The sequence below is a fragment of the Streptomyces sp. NPDC037273 genome, from assembly GCF_055603625.1.
In genome coordinates this window covers 342,659-361,506 of the sequence record NZ_JBVJVO010000004.1, presented here as the reverse complement: position 1 = coordinate 361,506, position 18,848 = coordinate 342,659, and the positions used below count along the sequence as shown (strand labels likewise).

At 68.3% G+C, this 18,848-nt stretch carries 15 protein-coding genes; 10 read left to right on the top strand and 5 right to left on the bottom strand.

What is annotated here, in order from left to right; translation table 11 throughout:
* Positions 1 to 46: 46 nt before the first annotated feature.
* From ACZ7G1_RS13835 to ACZ7G1_RS13820, 4 genes are all read right to left on the bottom strand, one after another.
* A complete protein-coding gene (locus ACZ7G1_RS13835) occupies positions 47 to 1,516 on the bottom strand; it encodes an MFS transporter (protein ID WP_470871244.1) in 1,470 nt (489 codons plus the stop codon).
* 246 nt (positions 1,517 to 1,762) lie between these two features.
* Positions 1,763 to 2,143 (bottom strand): hotdog fold domain-containing protein, encoded by a 381-nt coding sequence (locus tag ACZ7G1_RS13830; RefSeq protein ID WP_470871246.1) that lies wholly within the window; start codon positions 2,141 to 2,143, stop codon positions 1,763 to 1,765.
* Positions 2,140 to 3,804, bottom strand: coding sequence for a flavin-containing monooxygenase (locus ACZ7G1_RS13825; RefSeq protein ID WP_470871248.1), 1,665 nt, complete (start codon positions 3,802 to 3,804; stop codon positions 2,140 to 2,142). The genes ACZ7G1_RS13830 and ACZ7G1_RS13825 overlap by 4 nt, the downstream gene beginning before the upstream one ends.
* A 197-nt stretch (positions 3,805 to 4,001) precedes the next feature.
* Positions 4,002 to 4,964: an alpha/beta hydrolase gene (locus ACZ7G1_RS13820; protein WP_470871250.1), complete on the bottom strand. Its 963-nt coding sequence runs from the start codon at positions 4,962 to 4,964 to the stop codon at positions 4,002 to 4,004.
* A gap of 180 nt (positions 4,965 to 5,144) precedes the next feature.
* On the opposite strand from ACZ7G1_RS13820, the gene ACZ7G1_RS13815 reads away from it, so the two are divergent.
* The 3 genes from ACZ7G1_RS13815 to ACZ7G1_RS13805 are packed head-to-tail and all read left to right on the top strand — an operon-like array spanning position 5,145 to position 7,943.
* Positions 5,145 to 5,810 (top strand): hypothetical protein, encoded by a 666-nt coding sequence (locus tag ACZ7G1_RS13815; protein ID WP_017241816.1) that lies wholly within the window; start codon positions 5,145 to 5,147, stop codon positions 5,808 to 5,810.
* Positions 5,803 to 7,173 (top strand): glutamine synthetase family protein, encoded by a 1,371-nt coding sequence (locus ACZ7G1_RS13810; protein ID WP_470871252.1) that lies wholly within the window; start codon positions 5,803 to 5,805, stop codon positions 7,171 to 7,173. The genes ACZ7G1_RS13815 and ACZ7G1_RS13810 overlap by 8 nt, the downstream gene beginning before the upstream one ends.
* Positions 7,170 to 7,943: a gamma-glutamyl-gamma-aminobutyrate hydrolase family protein gene (locus tag ACZ7G1_RS13805; RefSeq protein ID WP_017241818.1), complete on the top strand. Its 774-nt coding sequence runs from the start codon at positions 7,170 to 7,172 to the stop codon at positions 7,941 to 7,943. The genes ACZ7G1_RS13810 and ACZ7G1_RS13805 overlap by 4 nt, the downstream gene beginning before the upstream one ends.
* A gap of 126 nt (positions 7,944 to 8,069) precedes the next feature.
* On the opposite strand, the gene ACZ7G1_RS13800 is transcribed toward ACZ7G1_RS13805, so the two are convergent.
* Positions 8,070 to 8,663 (bottom strand): TetR/AcrR family transcriptional regulator, encoded by a 594-nt coding sequence (locus tag ACZ7G1_RS13800; RefSeq protein ID WP_026058698.1) that lies wholly within the window; start codon positions 8,661 to 8,663, stop codon positions 8,070 to 8,072.
* Positions 8,664 to 8,866: 203 nt separating this feature from the next.
* Here ACZ7G1_RS13800 and ACZ7G1_RS13795 point away from each other — a divergent pair, with 203 nt between their 5' ends.
* The 7 genes from ACZ7G1_RS13795 (at position 8,867) to ACZ7G1_RS13765 (ending at position 18,620) form a co-directional block, all read left to right on the top strand.
* Positions 8,867 to 9,766 (top strand): phytanoyl-CoA dioxygenase family protein, encoded by a 900-nt coding sequence (locus tag ACZ7G1_RS13795; RefSeq protein ID WP_449472465.1) that lies wholly within the window; start codon positions 8,867 to 8,869, stop codon positions 9,764 to 9,766.
* 25 nt (positions 9,767 to 9,791) lie between these two features.
* The gene (locus ACZ7G1_RS13790) at positions 9,792 to 10,508 is read left to right on the top strand and encodes a transporter (protein WP_470871255.1); all 717 of its coding nucleotides are present in this window, start codon (positions 9,792 to 9,794) and stop codon (positions 10,506 to 10,508) included.
* Positions 10,509 to 10,576: 68 nt separating this feature from the next.
* Positions 10,577 to 12,922 (top strand): AMP-binding protein, encoded by a 2,346-nt coding sequence (locus tag ACZ7G1_RS13785; protein WP_470871257.1) that lies wholly within the window; start codon positions 10,577 to 10,579, stop codon positions 12,920 to 12,922.
* A gap of 54 nt (positions 12,923 to 12,976) precedes the next feature.
* The gene (locus ACZ7G1_RS13780) at positions 12,977 to 14,074 is read left to right on the top strand and encodes a Zn-dependent alcohol dehydrogenase (RefSeq protein ID WP_449472459.1); all 1,098 of its coding nucleotides are present in this window, start codon (positions 12,977 to 12,979) and stop codon (positions 14,072 to 14,074) included.
* Between the two features lie 27 nt (positions 14,075 to 14,101).
* Positions 14,102 to 15,565, top strand: a complete 1,464-nt coding sequence (locus tag ACZ7G1_RS13775; RefSeq protein WP_470871259.1) for an aldehyde dehydrogenase family protein — start codon at positions 14,102 to 14,104, stop codon at positions 15,563 to 15,565.
* Positions 15,566 to 15,682: 117 nt separating this feature from the next.
* Entirely contained in the window at positions 15,683 to 17,230 is a 1,548-nt protein-coding gene (locus ACZ7G1_RS13770; protein WP_470871261.1) for a long-chain-fatty-acid--CoA ligase, read from the top strand.
* Between the two features lie 43 nt (positions 17,231 to 17,273).
* Positions 17,274 to 18,620 carry an NAD(P)/FAD-dependent oxidoreductase gene (locus tag ACZ7G1_RS13765; protein WP_470871263.1) on the top strand — a complete coding sequence of 449 codons (1,347 nt, stop codon included), beginning with the start codon at positions 17,274 to 17,276 and terminating at the stop codon, positions 18,618 to 18,620.
* Positions 18,621 to 18,848 lie beyond the last annotated feature (228 nt).

The following is an 18,848-nucleotide window of genomic DNA, read 5'->3' as shown; positions in this document are numbered from 1 at the left end:
AGTGGGGGCTGCACGCTGCGGCGTTCGTCTCGGAAGCGTGGTCGATCTAGGACGCCGCGGCGGGCACGCGCCTGACGTGGCGCGCTCGCGAGATCAGCACGGTGACCACGATCAGCGCGGCGAGGCCGACCGAGATCCAGTAGCTGGTGCCGTAGAGGCTTTCCTCGGCGACCTCGATGTCCGTTCCGGGAACGGGGACGACAGACGCGCTCAGCACCCCGGTGATCAGTGCCGACCCGAAGGCGATGCCGATCGCCATGGCGGTGCCGACCACGCCCGCGGCCATCCCGGCTTTCTCCTCGGATACCGCCATCTGGGCAATGCTGAAACCGGCCGCATATCCCATGCTGCATCCGAGGCCGATCACACCGGCGCCCACGAGGTAGTGCCACGGGCGGTCGTGGGCCAGAGCAAGCCAGCCGAGCCCCGCGGCGGTGAGGAGAGCACCCATCACCAGCACAGAAGCACCGCGCCCCTGGGCGACCAGTCGATCGACCACCTTGCCACCCACCACGAACATCACCGCGAAGGGCACCATGAGCCAACCCGTCTGCAGCGCGGTGCGTCCGAGGCCGTAGGCGTCCTTCGGCGGGAGGTACGCGGGAATGACCTGGCTGTAGGTGCTCAGCAGCAACAGGAACGCCGCGTTCACAGCGCCGAACAACGCCACCGACAGGGACGCCGCGGTGACGAGGGACGACTTCAGCATCGCCACGTCGAACACCGCAGCCGAGGACCTGCGCTCAACACGTACCCACAGGACTCCGCCGACGACGCCGGCGATCAGCGGAATGACGGCCGCATTGCCCCACACCAGCCCCTGCGTCAGCGTCAGCAGCACCGCCGCGACCCACGCGATCATCCACACCGTGCCGAGCACGCCGATGCGGCCGACGGACTCGGCCGGCGGGGAGTGCGGGATGACCACGAACGAGACGATCGTCGTCGCGGCGAACGCCGCGGCGAGGATACAGAAGAAGGTGCGCAGGGACAGGTTCTCGACGATGACCCCACCGCCAATCATGCCCACGACAATCCCGACTCCTGTGGCGATGACCAGCACGCGAACCGCCGTGACGATCCCCTCTTCCGCCAGGTTCCGCCGCAGAAAGCCCAAGGGCAGCAGCTGGGCCGCGGTACCGAAGCCCATGATCGCGGAACCGATGAGCAGGGCCGGATACGAGTCACCCACGGCGGGGATGAGAGCTCCGACGGTGAGACACCCGGAGGCGAACACGGACGCGTTGCGGTCGCCGGACACATCGGCGAGTCGGGGAAGCAGGATGTAGCCCGCGCCTCCTCCCAACGTGAGCAGAGTGAAGATCCACATGGTGGCGGAGACCGTTGTGAGTCCGTACTGCGCCTGGATGACCGGCAGGAGCGGTGGCAGGATGAACATGATCGCGTTGGTCAGGATGACGAGCAGGGCACCCACTCCGATGAGCGCCCCCCTCCGCGGCGCTTTGGCTGCCCTCAACTCCCCTGCCAGGCCGCTCAGTTCGCTGTGCTCAGTCATGTTAGTCTCCGAGTGATTGTTTGCGGGACCACGCATGCATGAGTACGGCCTGCCGCCGAAATCGGCGGGCCGTACGTGCGGACAGCCCCCCGGCTGGGATCTGCTCCCCTCTATGCCTGGGTGGCGTCTCCTGATACGGCGGTGGACCTGCGGGCCCACCGCCGTACGCTGTTCTAAGCCGTCGTGAACGGCCACCTGTTGCGGTTCATCTCGAACCGCCCTCGCCGACCGACGCTGCCCCCACGGTCACGGCGTCGTCGTTGCGGTGTCGGCCGGAACGACGGCCGTCCCTCGCGCCCGAGTGGCCACGATGGGTTCGGCGAGCACCTCGGCCCGGCCACTGTCGTCGACGGACCTGCAGATGATGCGCAGCTCGAAGTCGACGGTCCGGCTGCGCCTTCCCTTCGACGCCAGGTGCGCCTCGACCTCGACCACATCGCCGCCGCGGACCGGGGCGAGGAACTCGACCGACGCATACCCGGCGAACAGGCTCTCGTGGCCGTCGATGGTGATCGCCAGGTGCGTTCCGGCGTCCCCGAAGAGCTTCAGCCCGAAGGCCCCGTCGACCAGGTTCCCCGCGTAGTGCGCGTCGGAGTGGGCGACGTAGCGCTGGTGCACCACCTTCATGCGATCTCCTTGTGGATGCGACCGAGGCGGCGAGCGACGGTCTCGCCGTCGAGCTCGATGCCCGGGTAGCCGCGCTTGGCGAGTTCGGTACACATCCGGCGGTACTTGCCGACACCACCCACGTAGCCGAGGAAGGTCGTCGGCTTGCCGGCCACGTTCGAACCGCGGTACCAGGAGTCGGTGGTCGCGTAGAGGGTCTGGTTGACCGTGTCCTCGGTGATCTTCACCCAGTCGTCCTGAGCCTCGACCGTCGGCTCGACGACCTCGGCGCCGCCGGCCTTAGCATGCCCGATGAGATCGGTGATCCAGTCGACGGCCTGCTCGATCGTGACCACGACATTGCTCGCGAGCGCCGGACTCTGCGGTCCGGCGATCATGAAGAAGTTCGGGAAGCCGGCGGTCATGATGCCCAAGTACGTCCGGACGCCGTCGCTCCACGCGTCCTGCAGCCTGCCGGACTCCGGGGTGGAGACGTTGAGCGCGAACAGCGGCCCGGTGAAGGCGTCGAATCCGATCGCCAGCACGATGGCGTCTACCTCGTAGGAGCCGCCCCTTGTGACGATGCTGTCGCTCGTCATGGTGTCGATCGGCTCGTCGCGCAGGGAGACCACCGAGACGTTCGGACGGTTGAAGGTCTCGTAGTAGTCGGTACCGAAGCAGCTGCGCTTCGCGCCGAGCGCGTGGAAGCGGGGCTCGAGGACCGCGGCGGTCTTGGAGTCATGGACGATCTGGCGGATCTTCCCCCGCACGAACTCCGCCGCGGTCTCGTTGGCCCTCGCATCGGTCAGCAGGTCGGAGAACTCGCCGCCGACGCCGTTGAATCCGCTCCGTACGTAGGCCCGCTCATAGCGCTCACGCCGCTCCTCATCGGAGACGTCGAACGCGGCGGCGTCCGGGATGCGGTCCGGGATGCCACCGAGCGAGTGGCGGCACTCCTCGCGGATCGCCGCGTAGCTGCCCTTGATCTCGTCCACGTAGTCCGCCGACAGTGGGGCGTTCCGTGCGGGAAACACGTAGTTGGGCGTGCGCTGGAACACGGTGAGGTGCTCGGCGACCTCGGCGATGAGCGGAATGCTCTGCACCGCGGACGATCCGGTACCGATCACGGCGACGCGCTTGCCCGCCAGATCGCTCAGCGGAATGTTCCACCGGCTCGTCGAGACCGTGATCCCGGTGAAGTTCTCCAGGCCCGGCACGTCGAAGTCCTTGGGCGCCGAAAGACCGCCCGAGCCGGCGAGCAGATGGCGACCCCGCCGGGTCTCGCCGGAGTCGAGCGTCACTTCCCAGAGCCGCTCGTCCGGGAGCCAGGTCGCGGAAGTCACCCGGGTGTTGAAGCTGAAGTGCCGGCGCAGGTCGAAGCGGTCCGCGACGTGGTTGATGTACTTGAGGATCTCGGCCTGCGGAGCGAAGCGCTCACTCCATGTCCACTCCTGCAGGAGCTCCTGACTGAACGAGTAGGAGTAGTAGATGCTCTCGACGTCGCACCGGGCGCCGGGGTACGGGTTCCAGAACCAGGTGCCGCCGACGCCGGGCGCGACTTCGAACCCTGCGAAGGTCCAGCCCTTCTCGGCGGCCTTGTACGCCGCGTAAAGGCCTGAGAATCCCGCGCCGACACAGAGGAGGTCGACGACGGGGGCGGTGGGTGGAGCGGTCTCAGTCATGCGTGTGCCTTCGGGTAGTCGAAAGGTGGGTGACATCTGGCCGTCAGGGCTTCGCCTCGGCGGGGGCCGTTCGCCCCTCCGCCCATCGGCGCGCACGTCTTGGTCATCCGACTTAGTCGTATGACCAACGGAATCTAGCCACGGGCCCGAGTGCCGTCAATAGCCGAACGCGCGTCGAGTCGGCTTCGTGTGCGCGCTCAGCCACCGGCAACGCCTCGGAGGTGGCGCGCCACCTGCGAGATCGCTTCGTCCGTCCTGGCGAACACGCCCACTTCGGTGAAGAAGCCGTGGAACACGCCGGCGCAGCGGGTCGCGGTGACCTCCACACCGTCACGCCGCAGTCTCTCGGCGTACGCCTCGGCGTCGTCGCGAAGCGGGTCGACCTCGGCGGTGAGAACCAGCGCCGGCGGGAGATCCCGCAGCGATGCGGCGTGCATGGGGGCCGCGTAGTGATCAACCGTTCCCTCGCGGTCGGGTCCGAGGTACTGCTCCCAGAACCAGCGGGCATCCGCGCTGGTCAAGAGGGGCGCGTCGGCGAACTCCGTCCAGGACGGGGTGGCGAACGCGTCGTCGACAGCGGGGTAGACGAGCACCTGGGACACAGGCCCGGGCAGCCCGACGTCCCGGAGCTTGAGGCACAGCGCGGCGGCGAGACTTCCGCCTGCCGAGTCGCCTGCGACGGCGATCACCTGCGGATCGAGGCCGTACGTGGGAGCCGATCGGCGCAACCAGGCAAAGATGTCGAGACAGTCGTCCAGGGCTGCCGGATAGGGATTCTCCGGTGCGAGTCGGTACTCCAGGGAGAGCACCGCCCACCCGGATCGGGCGGCGATCGCGCGGCAGACCTCGTCGACTCCGTCGAGGGTGCCGAGGACGAAGCCGCCACCGTGCAGATAGAGCAGCACCGGGCGCGGACCGGCGGACAGCGGCGTGCCGTCCGGGTGATAGAGGCGCGCGCGGAGCTCGCCGGAGCGGGCCGGCAGGGTCAGCTGTTCGACCAGGTCAAGAGGGGTGAGGGGCCGCTCCGGCGGCGAGGTCGCCAGGAGCTTCCGTGCGGCCTTCACACCCAGTTCCCGTACCGGTCTGGTGAGGGTTTCGGCGATGAACCGCGCCGCATGCTGCGCATCGGCATCCAGCTGGTCCCAGTACGCGGGCTTCACTTCATTCACTGTCGAGCCTCTCCGAAGTCATTGACAGGTCGCGAGCCGTACCCCACCATCCTAGTCACCTGATCTAGTCATTTGATCGAGTCATTTGGCCAAGATGATCACGGTCCATCCGAGATCCGCGGCGACCGATTCGCGGCGCGTGTGATCTCCCGAAGTCGAAAGGACTGGAGGATGACCGAAACCACGACGGCCCCTGCGGTGTCCCGCGCAGCGACGGCCACAGAGGTCGACATCAAGATCGAGGACGATGCGACTCCGCTCGTCCGGTTGATCGGCCGCACGCTGCGGGATGCCGCCCGCGCGGGCCATGTGCTTCCGGCCCCGCAGGAGTCGGCCGCCACGGTGGCAATCCGGTCCCACGACACCCCGCAGGCGGCGACGATCACCTTCGGCAGCGGCACCGTCGACGTGTCGAGCGGAGTCCTCGTCGAACCCGATGCCACCCTCACCGTCGACCTGAACGCCCGGTTCGCACCCACCTCCGATCCCTCGGGTGACGCGGACCTGGCCGCGGGCGCGCTGCTCGCGCTGTCGCCGCCGGTGCCGGACTGGCGGACGGCCGCCGAGCACTTCTGGAATGCCGGGCGCTCCGTACCGGGGTTTCCGGACGTGCTCATCGCGGTGACCGAAGGCCCGGAGGGTCTTGAGCAGGTCGTCCTGGGCGACGGCGAGACGCACTACCTGATCGCCGGCGCACCGGAGACGCTGGCCGGCGTGTTCTCCGGATCCGACGACCTGCTCGCCGTCCTGTCCTCGGGTGTGCTCGGAATTCAGGGCACTCTCTCTCAGCTGTCGGTCATGATCGGCGCATCCTGGAAGGTCCGTTACGATGTCTGAACTCATCAAGCCCGTCACCGGAGTTGACGTCCGGGACACCAGCGTTCGGGCTGTCCGGATCGAAGCGACGAACCACGAGGGCTCGTTCCTCGGCAAGACGCTGGCACCGAAGAAGTTCGCCTCTGGCGTGGACTCGGGGTTCGCCTTCGCCGACCTCCTGTTCGGGCTCGACCTCGGCAACGCCCCGGCCTTCGGCTTCGCGTATCCCGCTTGGCGCGGACATCTGGACGACGTCTACTTCCGCCCCGACCTCTCGACCCGGGTCGAGTGGGAGCCGGGTCTCGACGCCGTGATCGGCGACTACTGGCTGAAGGACGGCACGCCGGTCCCCCTCTGTCCGCGCAACCTCACGCGCAGGATGGTCGACCGGCTCGCCTCGCTCGGCTTCGCCGCGACCGTTGCTGTCGAGATCGAGGCAACCGTCTTCGAGGAGTCCATCCACGAGGCGCGCGCACGCGGATACCGCGACCTGACTCCGCTCGGCGGGAGCGCGGGTACGGCCTATCACCTGGCGAAGTCCAAGGACTGGACCGGTTACATGAACGCCGTCGCCGACCGGCTCGACGCGGTCGGCATCGAGTGGGAGGCCTGGAACGACGAGGACGCCGCCGGCCAGATCGAGATCAACCTGGCGCCCGGTGATCCGATCGCGGTCTGTGACGCCTGGGCGCGAACCCGCCAGATCATGCGCGAGGTCGCGTTCGACCTCGGCCACACGGTCACCTTCATGGCCAAGCCCACCGCGGGCTACGGGCAGGCCTCGCACATCAATCTGTCCCTCCAGCGCGACGGCGTCAACGCGTTCTACGCGGAGGAGGGGCCGTCGGAGATGATGCGCCATGCCGTCGGCGGTCTGCTCGCGACGATCGAGGGCAACACCTCGATCGTGCTCCCGCAGATCACCTCGTACCGGCGCCTGGTGGACCTCAGCGGCCCGCCGGTCACCGCCACCTGGGGCATCAGCAACAAGACCACCGCGGTCCGGGCAGTGTGCGGGCACCCGTCGTACTCCCGCCTGGAGTACCGGGTCCCCGGCGCCGACGCGAACCTGTACCTCGCGCTGGCCGGCGTGCTGGCCGGTGTGATCGCGGGCGTGGAACGCAAGATCGAACCGCCGGAGCCGGTCGCCGAGATGGCGTGGTGCATGCCGCCCGGCGAGATCACCCGGCTGCCGGACACCATCACCAAGGCCGCCGCCGCGCTCGAGGCGGACCCGATCCTTCGCGATCTCCTCGGTGCCGAGTTCGTTGACTACTGGGTCGGGTCGCGCCGGTGGGAGTGGATGCAGTTCCACACCGCGGGCGGGGATCCGTTCGCCGAACTCTCCGAGTGGGAGTCCGCCCGATACTTCGAGCTGCCGTGAGCGCGACGGGCGACACGCCGACGGCGATGCGGCCGCTGATCGGCATCACCGGCCGACGGATCCGGCTGGAACTGATCAGGGGTGGGGACCGCCGGTACGGCGATCGCTGCACCGACAGCTACATGTCCGACTACGCGATCCGGATCGCACAGGCCGGCGGTCTCCCCGTGAACCTCTCGTACGAGACGGATGCGGAGGCGGTCTGCCACTGGCTGGCCGGCGTGGTCATCACCGGTGGGCAGGACCTGCACCCGGCGTGCTGGGGAGGGGACACGTCGGTGGTCCGCGACGTCGACCCGCGGTCGAATCCGATGGTCCACGACGTCGAGCGGGACAGGTACGAGCTCGCGCTCGTACGTGCCGCGCTCGACCGGGGGATACCGGTGCTCGCCGTGTGCCGGGGCATGCAGGTCCTCAACGCCGCGCTCGGTGGCACGCTCATCGCCGACCTTCCGCCCGGTGCGGTGCGGCATCTGTCCCCGGAGGCCGCACCCACCGACGGCACGGACGATCACGTCGTGACGTTCGAGCCCGGCTCGATCGTGGCGGGACTGTTCGGGGCTCGGGCGGTCACCAATTCCTGGCACCACCAGGCTGTCGACCACTGCGGCACGGGGCTCGTCGTGACGGGACGGACGGCCGACGGTGTGGTCGAGGCGGTGGAGTTCCCGGGCGCACCCGTTCTGGGAGTCCAGTGGCATCCGGAGTGGATGGAGAGCGACGATCCGACGATGACGTGGATCGTCGAGGAAGCCGTCAAGCGCCTGTGACGAGGCGACCCGGGTGTCCGCCTGCGGGCTCGCCGGCAGGCGGACACACACCCGGGTTCGCCGGTCGCCGTCCACCGGCCGATCCGGGCGAACTCGGCGGCGAGGCGTGCACAGGGTTTCTTGCGATCAGGCAAGCTTCGCAGTCAGCCACGCATCGAGCACGTCGACGATGATCTCTGCCTGCTCGGCGGCCCGGGAACGATCGGCATACGTCAGCCAGTTCACGACGAAGCCGTCGGAAAGCGCACCGATGACATAACCGATCTGATCGATCGTCTCGGGCGTGATGTCCTGGCCGGAGGCCGCTCTCGCGAGGATCGACCGCACGACGTTGAACGCCTCGTTGTACACGGTCACAGCCGGGTGCGACTCCTGGCGTTGCGCCCAGCTGATCAGCTCCACGGTCGCGGACGCGAATTCCGAAGAGGACTCGAGATACCAGTTCGTCAAGCCGCGGAGGATCGCACGCGCAGTCGCGGCGACGTCGCCGTGCACATCGCTCTCGATCAGAACCTCACGGTACCGCTCCGCCAACCTCTCGAAGACGGCTGCGAACAGCAGCTCCTTCGTCTGGAAGCAGTAGTGCAGCGTCGCCAGCGGGGCCTTCGCCTGCTCGGCGATCCGGCGAGTCGTCGCACCGTCGACGCCGTGGGTCGCGATCACGTGGATGGCGGCGTTCACCAGATCGTTGCGTCGCTCGGCCGTCGGTACCCGTGCCACCTGTGCCCCCTGTCGAAGTTGGACGTTTGATCAAGTCGACAACCAGGCTAACAGGCAACTCTGCCCCGATCGGCGCACGCTGCGACTCTCCCGCAGAAGAAGTTAGTCATTTGACTTGATCGAGCGACCATGATGCAGCAGCATGACCTCACCGCATTGCGGAGGCGTGATGTGGTCGCCGGTCCTGACTGGAAGGAATTGCCATGTCGACCTCAGGACTCTGTCGGATCACTGCCGACACGACCCCCGAAGAGGCGGTCGAGATCATCCTGCGAGACGGCGGGGTGATCGTCGACGGGCTCTTCGACGACGCGACGATCACGGGGCTCAAGAACGACCTGGATCCCGTGCTCGACGCGGTGGACACGGGGCACGACGAGGTGTTCGCCGGCAACCGCACCCGCCGGGCGGGCGGCCTGTTCGCGAAGACCGAGCACATGGTCACCGTGGCGCTGAACCCGCTGTACCACCGGGTGGCCGAGCTCATCCTCAACAAGCCGCTGAACGTCTTCTTCGGAGAGGAGGCGGTGCCGGCCCCGGCGGGTATGCACATCGGTGCCACCATGGCCATCAAGATCGGCCCCGGCCAGGGCGCACAGCCGCTCCACCGCGACGATTCCGTCTGGCTGTGGCGGCATCCGGACTACCAGCGCGAAGCTCGGGTCCAGATCATGGTCGCGGTCAGCGACTTCACCGCGGAGAACGGCGGGACGCTGGTGATTCCCGGTTCCCACCTCTGGGACGACCACCGGGCGCCTCGGTACGAGGAGACGATCCCCACCGAGATGAAGGCGGGCTCCGCGCTCATCTGGATCGGATCGACCTATCACGGCGGCGGCGAGAACACCACCACGGACGGTCACCGATTCGGTCTTTCGATGGGCTGGGACCTCGCCTTCCTGCGCACCGAGGAGAACCACTTCCTCGCGTACAGCCTGGAGCAGATCCGGAAGCTCCCGGAAGAGATCCAGCGAGCCCTCGACTGGTCGTCGGAGCACTACCTCGGCTGGGCCGAAGTCGCCGGCCAGATGTCCGACCCCTCGGACCTGCTCAAGCGGGACGACTACACCTCGATCGACGCCGGCCTGCCCACCACGCTCTGACGAGGATCAAGGAACCGAGGAAAAAATGGCATTCAGAGACCTGCTTTTTCTGCTCGCCGACGTCTGGATGATCGTCGTCGGATTCACCTTCGGATGGAAATTCATTCGGAACTTTAAGAACTATCTTCTCGGCCTCGAATGGATCATCGTCGCCACCTCCGGGTCGAACTTCCTCGTCTATGCGCTCGTGGGCGCCGACGAGAAGAGTCCCATGTACACCGTCGCGTTCTTCTTTGACCAGTTCTCCCGGTCGGTCGGCATCACGCTGATCCTCGTCATGGGCCTGATGCAGGTGACACACCGGTACAAGCCGTCCGTGCGGACGGATGTCGGGGCGTTCGTGTTCGCCGCTGCGGTCGGACTCTTCCTGCTGTTCTTCAGCGGGCGGCTCGGCGTGGGGGTCGCCATCTCCCTCATCGTGGTCAATGTTCTGACCACGTTGTTCCTGATCTACTTCGCGAGGCGGCTCTGGTCGATCGACGCGAAGGGAATGGCCGCCGGCGTGATTCTGGCGACCGCCGCCGGATGCGCGATCGCCTGGACATACGACTTCGTCCACATTCCAGGTGACGACGCGGCGCACACCCTCTTCTACATCGGCGCGCTGAGCACCTGGGGTTTCCAGATGTTCACCTACTACTTCGCCTACCGCGTCCTGCACAGGCACAACGAGTCGGTCGATGCGGAGCCGAACCGACGCGAGCAGAGCCGTGCCGTGGCCGGGGAGCAGTCGTGGTCGTGAAGGAATCGCCTCAGCGAGAGGCAGATGCGGCCTCTAGCCGTCCGCAGCCGGCCGTCGGGCCCCAGCAGATGGGAGAGGACCCGTCCATCGCGACGCTGACCGGGTTGCTGGCCGAGCGTGCGCAGCGATCACCCGATCGGGAGTTCCTGCGCTTCGGCGACGGATCCTGGACGTTTGCCGAGATCGACGACTGGACCTCCAGGCTGGCACATCGGCTGATCGAGGTGGACGGCATCCAGCCCGGCGACCGTGTCGCGATCATGCTCCCGAACATCGTGCACTGGCCGGTCGTGTGGCTGTCCGCGCTGAAGGCCGGGGCGGTGGCAGTGCCGGTCAACTCCTCGTACAAGCGGGCTGATCTCACCTTCCTCCTGCGGGATTCGGGAGCCCGGGTCGTGTTCACCGACCACGAGCGGGCAGGTCTCCTGAAGGAAGTCACCGACGCCGAAGCCGAGTTGGCTGACCTGCGCATCGTCGACGTCGCAGCGGACGGGTCCGCGCCGTTCCCGGCGACCGCTCCGGCGGTGACCGCCGCCGCCGAGACCTTGGCGAACCTCCAGTACACGTCGGGCACCACCGGCTTCCCCAAGGCATGCATGCTCACCCACGACTACTGGGTGCGGCTGGGCTGGACCTGCGCCGCACTGACCGGCCTCGGGTCCGACGACGTCCTGCTCACCGCGCAGCCGTTCTCCTACATGGATCCGCAGTGGAACACCGCGCTCGCCCTGACGATCGGGGCCCCGCTGGTCGTGTTGCCCCGGTTCTCCGCGTCGGGCTTCTTCTCCGATGTCCGCCGCCACCGTGCCACCTTCTTCTACGTGCTCGGGTCCATGCCGACGCTGCTCTTCAAGCAACCGCCGAACCCCGACGACCTGGACAACCAGCTGCGCCTGGTGCTCTGTTCGGGCATCCCGGTCGGGATCCACGCGCAGCTGGAGGAACGCTGGGGAGCGCCGTGGCGGGAGATCTACGGCATGACCGAGTCCGGCGTCGACCTGTTCAGTTCCGTCGATGACGTGAACGCCGTGGGGAGCGGGAGCCTGGGACTTCCGGTGCCGACGAAGCAGGTCCGGGTGGTCGATCCGCAGGGCGACGACCTGCCCGACGGCGAGCCCGGTGAGCTGATCGTCTCGGGCAGGCCGCTGATGCGCGGCTACTGGAACCGTCCGGAGGACACCGCCAAGGTGCTGCGGGACGGCTGGCTGCACACCGGCGATGTCGTCGTCCGCCGGCCGGACGGCGGCGTCCAGCTCGTCGGTCGGATCAAGGACATGGTGCGCCGGGGCGGCGAGAACATCGCGAGCGCCGAGGTCGAGGCTGCCATCGAACGTGACGAGGAGGTCATCGCCGCCGCCGTCGTCGCCGAACCCGACGAGACCTTCGGTGAAGAGGTCAAGGCCTTCGTCCAGCTCGCCGCCGGGGTGCCGGCCGACCGTACGACCGCCGCACGGATCGTCGACCGGGCCGGCCGCCAGCTCGCCCGTTTCAAAGTGCCGCGCTACGTCGAGTTCGTCGTCGACTTCCCGCGGACACCGTCCGAGCGCGTGTCCAAGCCAGCCCTCAAGGACCGCGCCGCGGCCGAGCCCGGTGTCACCTTCGACCTGGGCGCCCGGCGCGGCTCTGCGGGCGCACCCACCGTCCCGTCCTCTCCCCCGTCCACGGACGTCCTCGACGTCGACGTCGTACGGGGCGTGGCGGTACTGACCCTGCGCCGTCCGGAGAAGCTGAACGCCATGGACGTCGTCACGCGAAGGCGACTCGCCTATGTCATAAGGAAGTTCGGGGCCGGCGACAACGTGCGCGGAATCGTGCTCACGGGTGAGGGCCGGGCGTTCTCCGCCGGCGAGGACCTCCAGGCGCCGCCCACCTCGTACGAGGAGATGCGGGAGGCGTTCGAGACCTTTCACGACATCACCCGCGCCATCGTGGAGACACGGGTCCCCGTCATCGCGGCAGTGAACGGTCTCGCGGTGGGCGGTGCCTCGGAGATCACCCTCTGCTGCGACGCACGGATCGGAAGTCCGAAGGCGGAGTACTACCAGCCGGAGAACGGCCGGGGCATCACGATCTCGAACGCGTCCAGCCTGCTGCTGAACAGGCTTGTCCGGAACCACGCGATGCGCATGGTCCTCGGCTCGCCGCGGATCGGCGCCGAGGAGGCCCTGCGGATCGGTCTCCTGGACGCGATCGTCGCGCCCGACCAGCTGGTCGACCGCGCGGTCGACCTGGTCGTCGAGTGGACGCCGGAGAACAACACGACGGCGCTTCATCTCGCGCTGCTGCGGCCGCGGCTCGACGAGATCGAGCAGGCCTTCGCCCGAGAGGACGCCGCCGCGCGGGAGACCTGGGAGAGCGGCGTGTTCAGGGCCGGCATCGAGGGCTTCTGGACCGCGAAGGGCACCGGCAAGTAGCTCGGGACAGGGGTCGGTACGGCCCCTTCTGCAAGGAACAACTGAGGAGAAGACGTGATCGACACAGAGGCCGCGGTGCTCACCGCGGTGAACGAACCGCTCGAGATGACCGCGATCCAGGTCGACGATCCCGAGCCCGACGAGGTGCGCGTCGCGGTCTCGCACGTGGGCCTGTGCCACAGCGACCTGCACTACATGACCGGCACGGTGCCGACCGACCTGCCGGTGGTGGTGGGTCACGAGGTGGCCGGAGTCGTCGAGGCGACCGGCTCCGCGGTGACCGGACTGCGTGTCGGCGACCGCGTGGTCGGGGCGCTGACGCCGTCGTGCGGCCGCTGCGTCAACTGCGAGGCCGGCCGGTCGACGCAGTGTCAGCGCGTGGCGGAGGTCCGTCGTCGCCCGCGTCCCGCGTTCCAGCTGACGAACGGCGAGCCGGTCGAGCGGCTCGGCGACGTCGGCGCGTTCTCGCGGCACACCCTCATGCGGGAGAACGCGCTGGTGAAGCTGGACGACGCGGTGCCGCTGCACGTGGGGTGTCTCCTGGCGTGCTGTGTCATCACCGGCGTCGGCGCCGTCTTCCGCGGCGCCCAGGTGCGTCCGGGAAGCACGGTCGCCGTGATCGGCTGCGGTGGCGTCGGGTCGGCCATCATCCAGGGAGCCAGACTGGCGGGGGCCTCGGCCGTCGTCGCGATCGACCTGGACGAGGCGCGACTTGAGGCCGCGCGGGGCTACGGCGCGACGCATGTCGTGAACGGGGGTGCCGAGGACGTCGCCGCGGAGGTTCGGAAGCTGCTGGGCGACGGCGTCGACTACTCGTTCGAGGCCGTCGGCTCGGCGCGCACCGCGGCCACGGCACTCTCGGTGGTGCGGGCGACCGGCACCGCGTGCCTGGTGGGCATCGCCCCGGAGGGCACCGAGCTCAAGGTGCCCGCGTCGGACTTCTTCTTCGGCGAGAAGCGCCTCATCGGCTCGTACATGGGCTCGGGTCAGGTGCGCCAGGACATCGTCCAGCTCGCGCGCCTCTACCAGCAGGGGCGGCTGTTGCTCGACGAGATGGTCACGCAGGTCATCCCGTTCGGCGAGATCAACGAGGGCTTCAAGGCGATGCGCAGCGGTGACGTGACGCGCGTCGTCGTCGACCTCCAGGCCTGACCAACAACGGATGCAGAGGTGACTCACATGTCGAGCGGCGAGACGACGATTCCCCAGCCGGTGAACTACATCGCGGACGCCTGGAGCGACTGCGAGACGATCCAGGGCGAATGGAACGTCGACCCCAACACCCGGGAACCGGTGCACCGCATGGTCACGACCGGATCCGAGGACATCGAGCGGGCGCTGCAGCACGCCGAACGCGTGTACAGCGTCGGCCGGTGGGACGACGAGGCCCGCCAGGAGCGCGCCGACGTGCTCGAACGCGTCGCCGCGCTCATCGAGACCCGAGTCGAGGACATCGCCCGCACGGATGCCCTGACCAGCGGTGTGCCGATCGGCGTCACCCGGAAGGTGGCGGCGTTCCTGCCCGCCAGGATCCGGGCGACGGCGGCGGACCTGCTGAACATCCCCCGGGTGCGCGCTCTGGCGGCGGGCGGCCGCGATGTCCGCCTGTACAAGGTCCCGTGGGGGCCGGCCGCGATCCTCACGCCCTGGAACGGCCCGAGCTTCATCCCCGCGGCGAAGGTCGTGAGCGCGGTCGCGGCGGGCTGCCCGGTGATCCTGAAGCCGTCGGAGCACGCACCGGGCAGCGCGCAGATCATCGTCGAGTGCTTCGTCGAAGCCGGGCTGCCCAGCGGCGCGCTGCAGCTCGTACACGGCCGGGGCGACGTGGGTGCCGCACTGACCGGTGACCCGCGCATCAAGGTCCTGTCGTTCACCGGTGGTCCGGCCGCCGGCCGGGCGATCGCCCGGGCCGCCGCGGAGGACTTCAAGGTCCTGCAATTGGAGCTCGGCGGCAACAACCCCGCGCTCGTCCTGGACGACGCCGACGTCGAGGTCGCCGCCGACGGAATCTTCGAGGGCATGACCAAGCTGAACGGCCAGTGGTGTGAGGGGCCGGGCAAGGTCCTCGCCCACAGGAGTTTGGTGCGGCCGCTGCTCGAAGCGCTGACCGAGCGCATCTCCAAGGTCGTGATCGGTCATTCGCTCGACGAGAGCGCCGAGCTCGGTCCGATCTCGAACGCACCGCACTTCGCGACGCTGGAGAGCCGGATCGAAGGACTGCGCGCCTTGGGGGCGAGCGTCCACCGGCCGGCCCGGCTGCCCGAGCTCGACGGGTTCTTCCTCTCGCCGACCGTCGCCGCCGGGGCCGACCCGGCGAAAGCCACTGCGGAGCTGTTCGGTCCCGTGGTGTCCCTGCACGCCGTCGATTCCGACGAGGAGGCGCTGCGCATCGCGAACGCCCACCCGTCGGGACTCGATGCCTATGTGTTCGGCGGCGACACGGAACGCGCGATCGAGGTCGGCTCGCGCGTGCTGTCCGGCGAGGTGCGGGTCAACGGCGCCAAGCTCGCCGACCTCGGCGACGATTCCGCGCAGAGCTTCTGGGGACCGTCCGGCATCGGCGGTCACGGCCCCGCCGAGTCGGTGCGCGTGTTCTGCGGTGACCGGGTGGTCGGGGTCGACTCGCCGGACCTTCCGCTGTGAATCGCGCCGCTGTCGTGTTCGGGACACGGATGAACGACGCAGCGGTTGGCGGCTGACGTCTTCGACTCAGTCGTCGAGATCACCCGATGACCAAACCAGAGCCGCTGGAGAACCACCTTGCTGAACCTCTCGATCCTCCTCGAAGACTCCGCCCGCACGTTCCCGGACCGGGACGCGCTCGTGCTCGGCCCGACCCGGCTGACCTACCGCCAGGTCGACGCGGCGGCGAACCAGGTCGCCAACCTTCTGGTGTCCCGGGGCATCCGCCCCGGTGACAAGGTCGCCCTCAGCTGCCCCAATCTGCCCTCGTTCCCCATCGTCTACTACGGCGTGCTCAAGGCGGGTGCCGTCGTGGTCCCGCTCAACGTGCTGCTCAAGGGCCGCGAGATCGCCTACCACCTGGGCGACGCGGACGTCTCGGCGTATTTCTGCTTCGAAGGAACCCCGGAGCTCGCCATGGCCGCAGAGGGTCATGCCGGCTACCTCGAGGCGAAGACGGTCGAGCACTTCTTCGTCATCACCGCCGACCAGGAATCTCCCAGCCCGATCGCCGGTACGGAGACGCTCGATCAGGCACTCGCCGGCATGAGCACCGTGTTCGAGTCGGTGGTCAGGGAGCCGACCGACACCGCGGTCATCCTCTACACGTCGGGAACGACGGGACAGGCCAAGGGCGCCGAACTCTCCCACGCGAACACGATGATGAACGTGCTGGCCAACAACCGGCTGTTCCGCAACGAACCGGCCGCCGACAGCCACGTGGTGTGCCTTCCCCTGTTCCACACCTTCGGCGCGACGGTGCAGATGCACGCGGGGTTCTCGGTCGCGGCGACCTTGCACCTCGTGCCGCGCTTCGCCGCCCGTGAGGTGGTCGAGCTCATGAGCCGCGAGGTGATCACGTTCTTCGCGGGTGTTCCGACCATGTGGTGGGGGCTGCTCAACGCCCTCACCGACGACGTCGACGTCCGCCGGATCGCCGCCAACCTGCGGATCGGGATCTCCGGTGGGGCGGCCCTGCCGGTCGAGATCATCAACCGGGTCGAGCAGCGCCTCGGTGTCACCGTGCTCGAAGGGTACGGGCTGTCCGAGACGTCGCCCGTCGCCACGTTCAGCGACCCCCGGCTCCCGTCCCGACCGGGCTCGATCGGCGTCCCGATCTGGGGCGTGGAACTGAAGCTGATCCGACCGGACTGGACGGAGGTCACCGAGGCCGGGGAGGTCGGCGAGATCGCGATCAGGGGCCACAACGTCATGAAGGGCTACTACAACCGCCCGGAGGCGACGGCCGAGGCGATCCGTGACGGATGGTTCCGCACCGGGGACCTCGCACGACGCGACGAGGACGGCTTCTACTACATCGTCGACCGGGCCAAGGACCTCATCATCCGCGGCGGTTTCAACGTCTACCCCCGCGAGGTCGAGGAGGTGCTCCACACCCATCCCGCGGTCAGCCTCGCGGCGGTCATCGGCGTCCCGCACGACAGCCATGGTGAGGAGGTCAAGGCCTTCGTGATCCCCGAGAAGGACGCCGCCCTCACCGCCGACGAGCTCGTCGCCTGGGGCAAGGAGCAGATGGCCTCCTACAAGTACCCCCGCATCGTCGAGATCGTGTCGAGCCTGCCGATGACCGGCAGCGGAAAGATCCTCAAGCGCCGGCTGGCCTGAAGTCGAGCCTCTGCCACTGACAACACGAAGCAAGGAACGTGTGATGAAGACGGACAACGTCGAGTACACCAACTTCAGTGGATGGGTCGACCCTCCCAGCAACGTCCAGCCCGCCCTGCAAGAGGACATCACCTGTGAGGTGGCGGTCGTGGGCGGCGGACTGGCCGGGATGTCGACGGCGCTGCGCCTGGCCGAGCGCGGCCAGGACGTGGTGCTGTTGGAAGCCGAGTTCTGCGGCCACGGCTCCGCTTCGCGCAATGCCGGGCAGCTGGCAGGTGCCCCGGGCGGCGACATCCAGTTCCTGAACATCCTCTACCCCAGGAAGTTCCCCGGCATCGTCCGGTTCGCCGAGAACTCCGCGCACTTCGTGGAGCACCTGATCGAACGGCTGGACATCGATTGCGACTACGAGGCCACCGGCAACGTCTGCGCCGCCGTGTCCCGTGGGCAAATGGGCCGCGTGCGTCGCGTGACCAAGATCCTGCGGAAGGCCGGCGGGAAGGTCGAGCTCGGCACGAGTGCGGAGCTGGGCATCCCCCGCGGATTCCTCGGCGGTTTTCGCGAGTCCGTCGGCGGGATGATGAACCCCGGCAAGTTCAGCCTGGGCATCCGCCGCGCCGTCCTCTCGTCGCGTGCCCGGGTCTTCGAGCGCACGAGGGTCACCGACATCACGCGGGACGGCCATCACATCACCGTCATGACACCCGGTGGTGAGGTGCGCGCGAGGAAGCTCGTGCTCGCGACGAACGCCTTCGGCGGCGAGCTGGCGATCGCTCCGAAGCGACTGTCCGTGCCGATCTGGGTCACCGAGGTGGAGACCGAGCCCATCGATCCCGCGCGGCTGGCAGCACTCGGCTGGACCAGCCGTTCGGGAGTGGTCACCCAGCACAACTTCATGGAGAACTACCGGCTCACCTCGCGCAACACCATCGTGTTCGGCGTGCGTCGGATCCAGCGGGGGAAGAGCTACCCGCTTCCCCTGAGGAAGCCGGACGAGGCAGTCGTCGCCGACCTCGCACGCGGCTTCGAGACCCGCTTCCCAGCGCTGGCCGACGTCGCGGCCGCTCGGGCCTGGGGCGGATGGATCGGGATCACGACGTCGTGGCTTCCGCTCGCCGGCGACATCGGCGACAACGTCTTCTACTCGGTCGCCTGCAACGGCCACGGCCTGGCCCAGGCGCCGTACCTCGGCTCGCTCATCGCCGACCACATCGTGGACGGAGAGCAGCACGAGGACCTGAAGGCCCTCTGGGTGAAGAAGCCCAAGTTCGGACGCCCCGTGATGATGGGGGCTCCAGGACTGCGGACCATCTGGACTGTCGACCGGATCAACGACCGGATCAACGGAAGCCGGCGGAACGCCCGACGCGGCGCGGCTCCGGTGAACTGACCGGGCCGTGGGGCAGAGGGGGCCTCGGGACTGCCGTTCCTATCGGCAGGTCCGCGGGGCCCCTTCCGCATGTGTGCACGACTGTCACCAACGGGCTGGGGCCGATGACGAGTCGACAGGCTTCGTCGCCGGCCGGGACCGGCGGAAGGCGCTGTCAGGACCTGCTGCGTCGGCCGGGGCGCCGCGACCGCCTGCGTCGGCGACTCGCCGTCGGAGCAGCCGTGCGGT

Excerpts from the sequence above, each read along its gene's own strand:
- ACZ7G1_RS13815 (WP_017241816.1), top strand. The coding sequence starts at position 5,145 with ATGACCGAAACCACGACGGCCCCTGCGGTGTCCCGCGCAGCGACGGCC.
- ACZ7G1_RS13825 (WP_470871248.1), bottom strand. The coding sequence starts at position 3,804 with ATGACTGAGACCGCTCCACCCACCGCCCCCGTCGTCGACCTCCTCTGT.
- ACZ7G1_RS13830 (WP_470871246.1), bottom strand. The coding sequence starts at position 2,143 with ATGAAGGTGGTGCACCAGCGCTACGTCGCCCACTCCGACGCGCACTAC.
- ACZ7G1_RS13795 (WP_449472465.1), top strand. The coding sequence starts at position 8,867 with ATGTCGACCTCAGGACTCTGTCGGATCACTGCCGACACGACCCCCGAA.
- ACZ7G1_RS13765 (WP_470871263.1), top strand. The coding sequence starts at position 17,274 with ATGAAGACGGACAACGTCGAGTACACCAACTTCAGTGGATGGGTCGAC.
- ACZ7G1_RS13775 (WP_470871259.1), top strand. The coding sequence starts at position 14,102 with ATGTCGAGCGGCGAGACGACGATTCCCCAGCCGGTGAACTACATCGCG.
- ACZ7G1_RS13790 (WP_470871255.1), top strand. The coding sequence starts at position 9,792 with ATGGCATTCAGAGACCTGCTTTTTCTGCTCGCCGACGTCTGGATGATC.
- ACZ7G1_RS13785 (WP_470871257.1), top strand. The coding sequence starts at position 10,577 with ATGGGAGAGGACCCGTCCATCGCGACGCTGACCGGGTTGCTGGCCGAG.
- ACZ7G1_RS13810 (WP_470871252.1), top strand. The coding sequence starts at position 5,803 with ATGTCTGAACTCATCAAGCCCGTCACCGGAGTTGACGTCCGGGACACC.
- ACZ7G1_RS13835 (WP_470871244.1), bottom strand. The coding sequence starts at position 1,516 with ATGACTGAGCACAGCGAACTGAGCGGCCTGGCAGGGGAGTTGAGGGCA.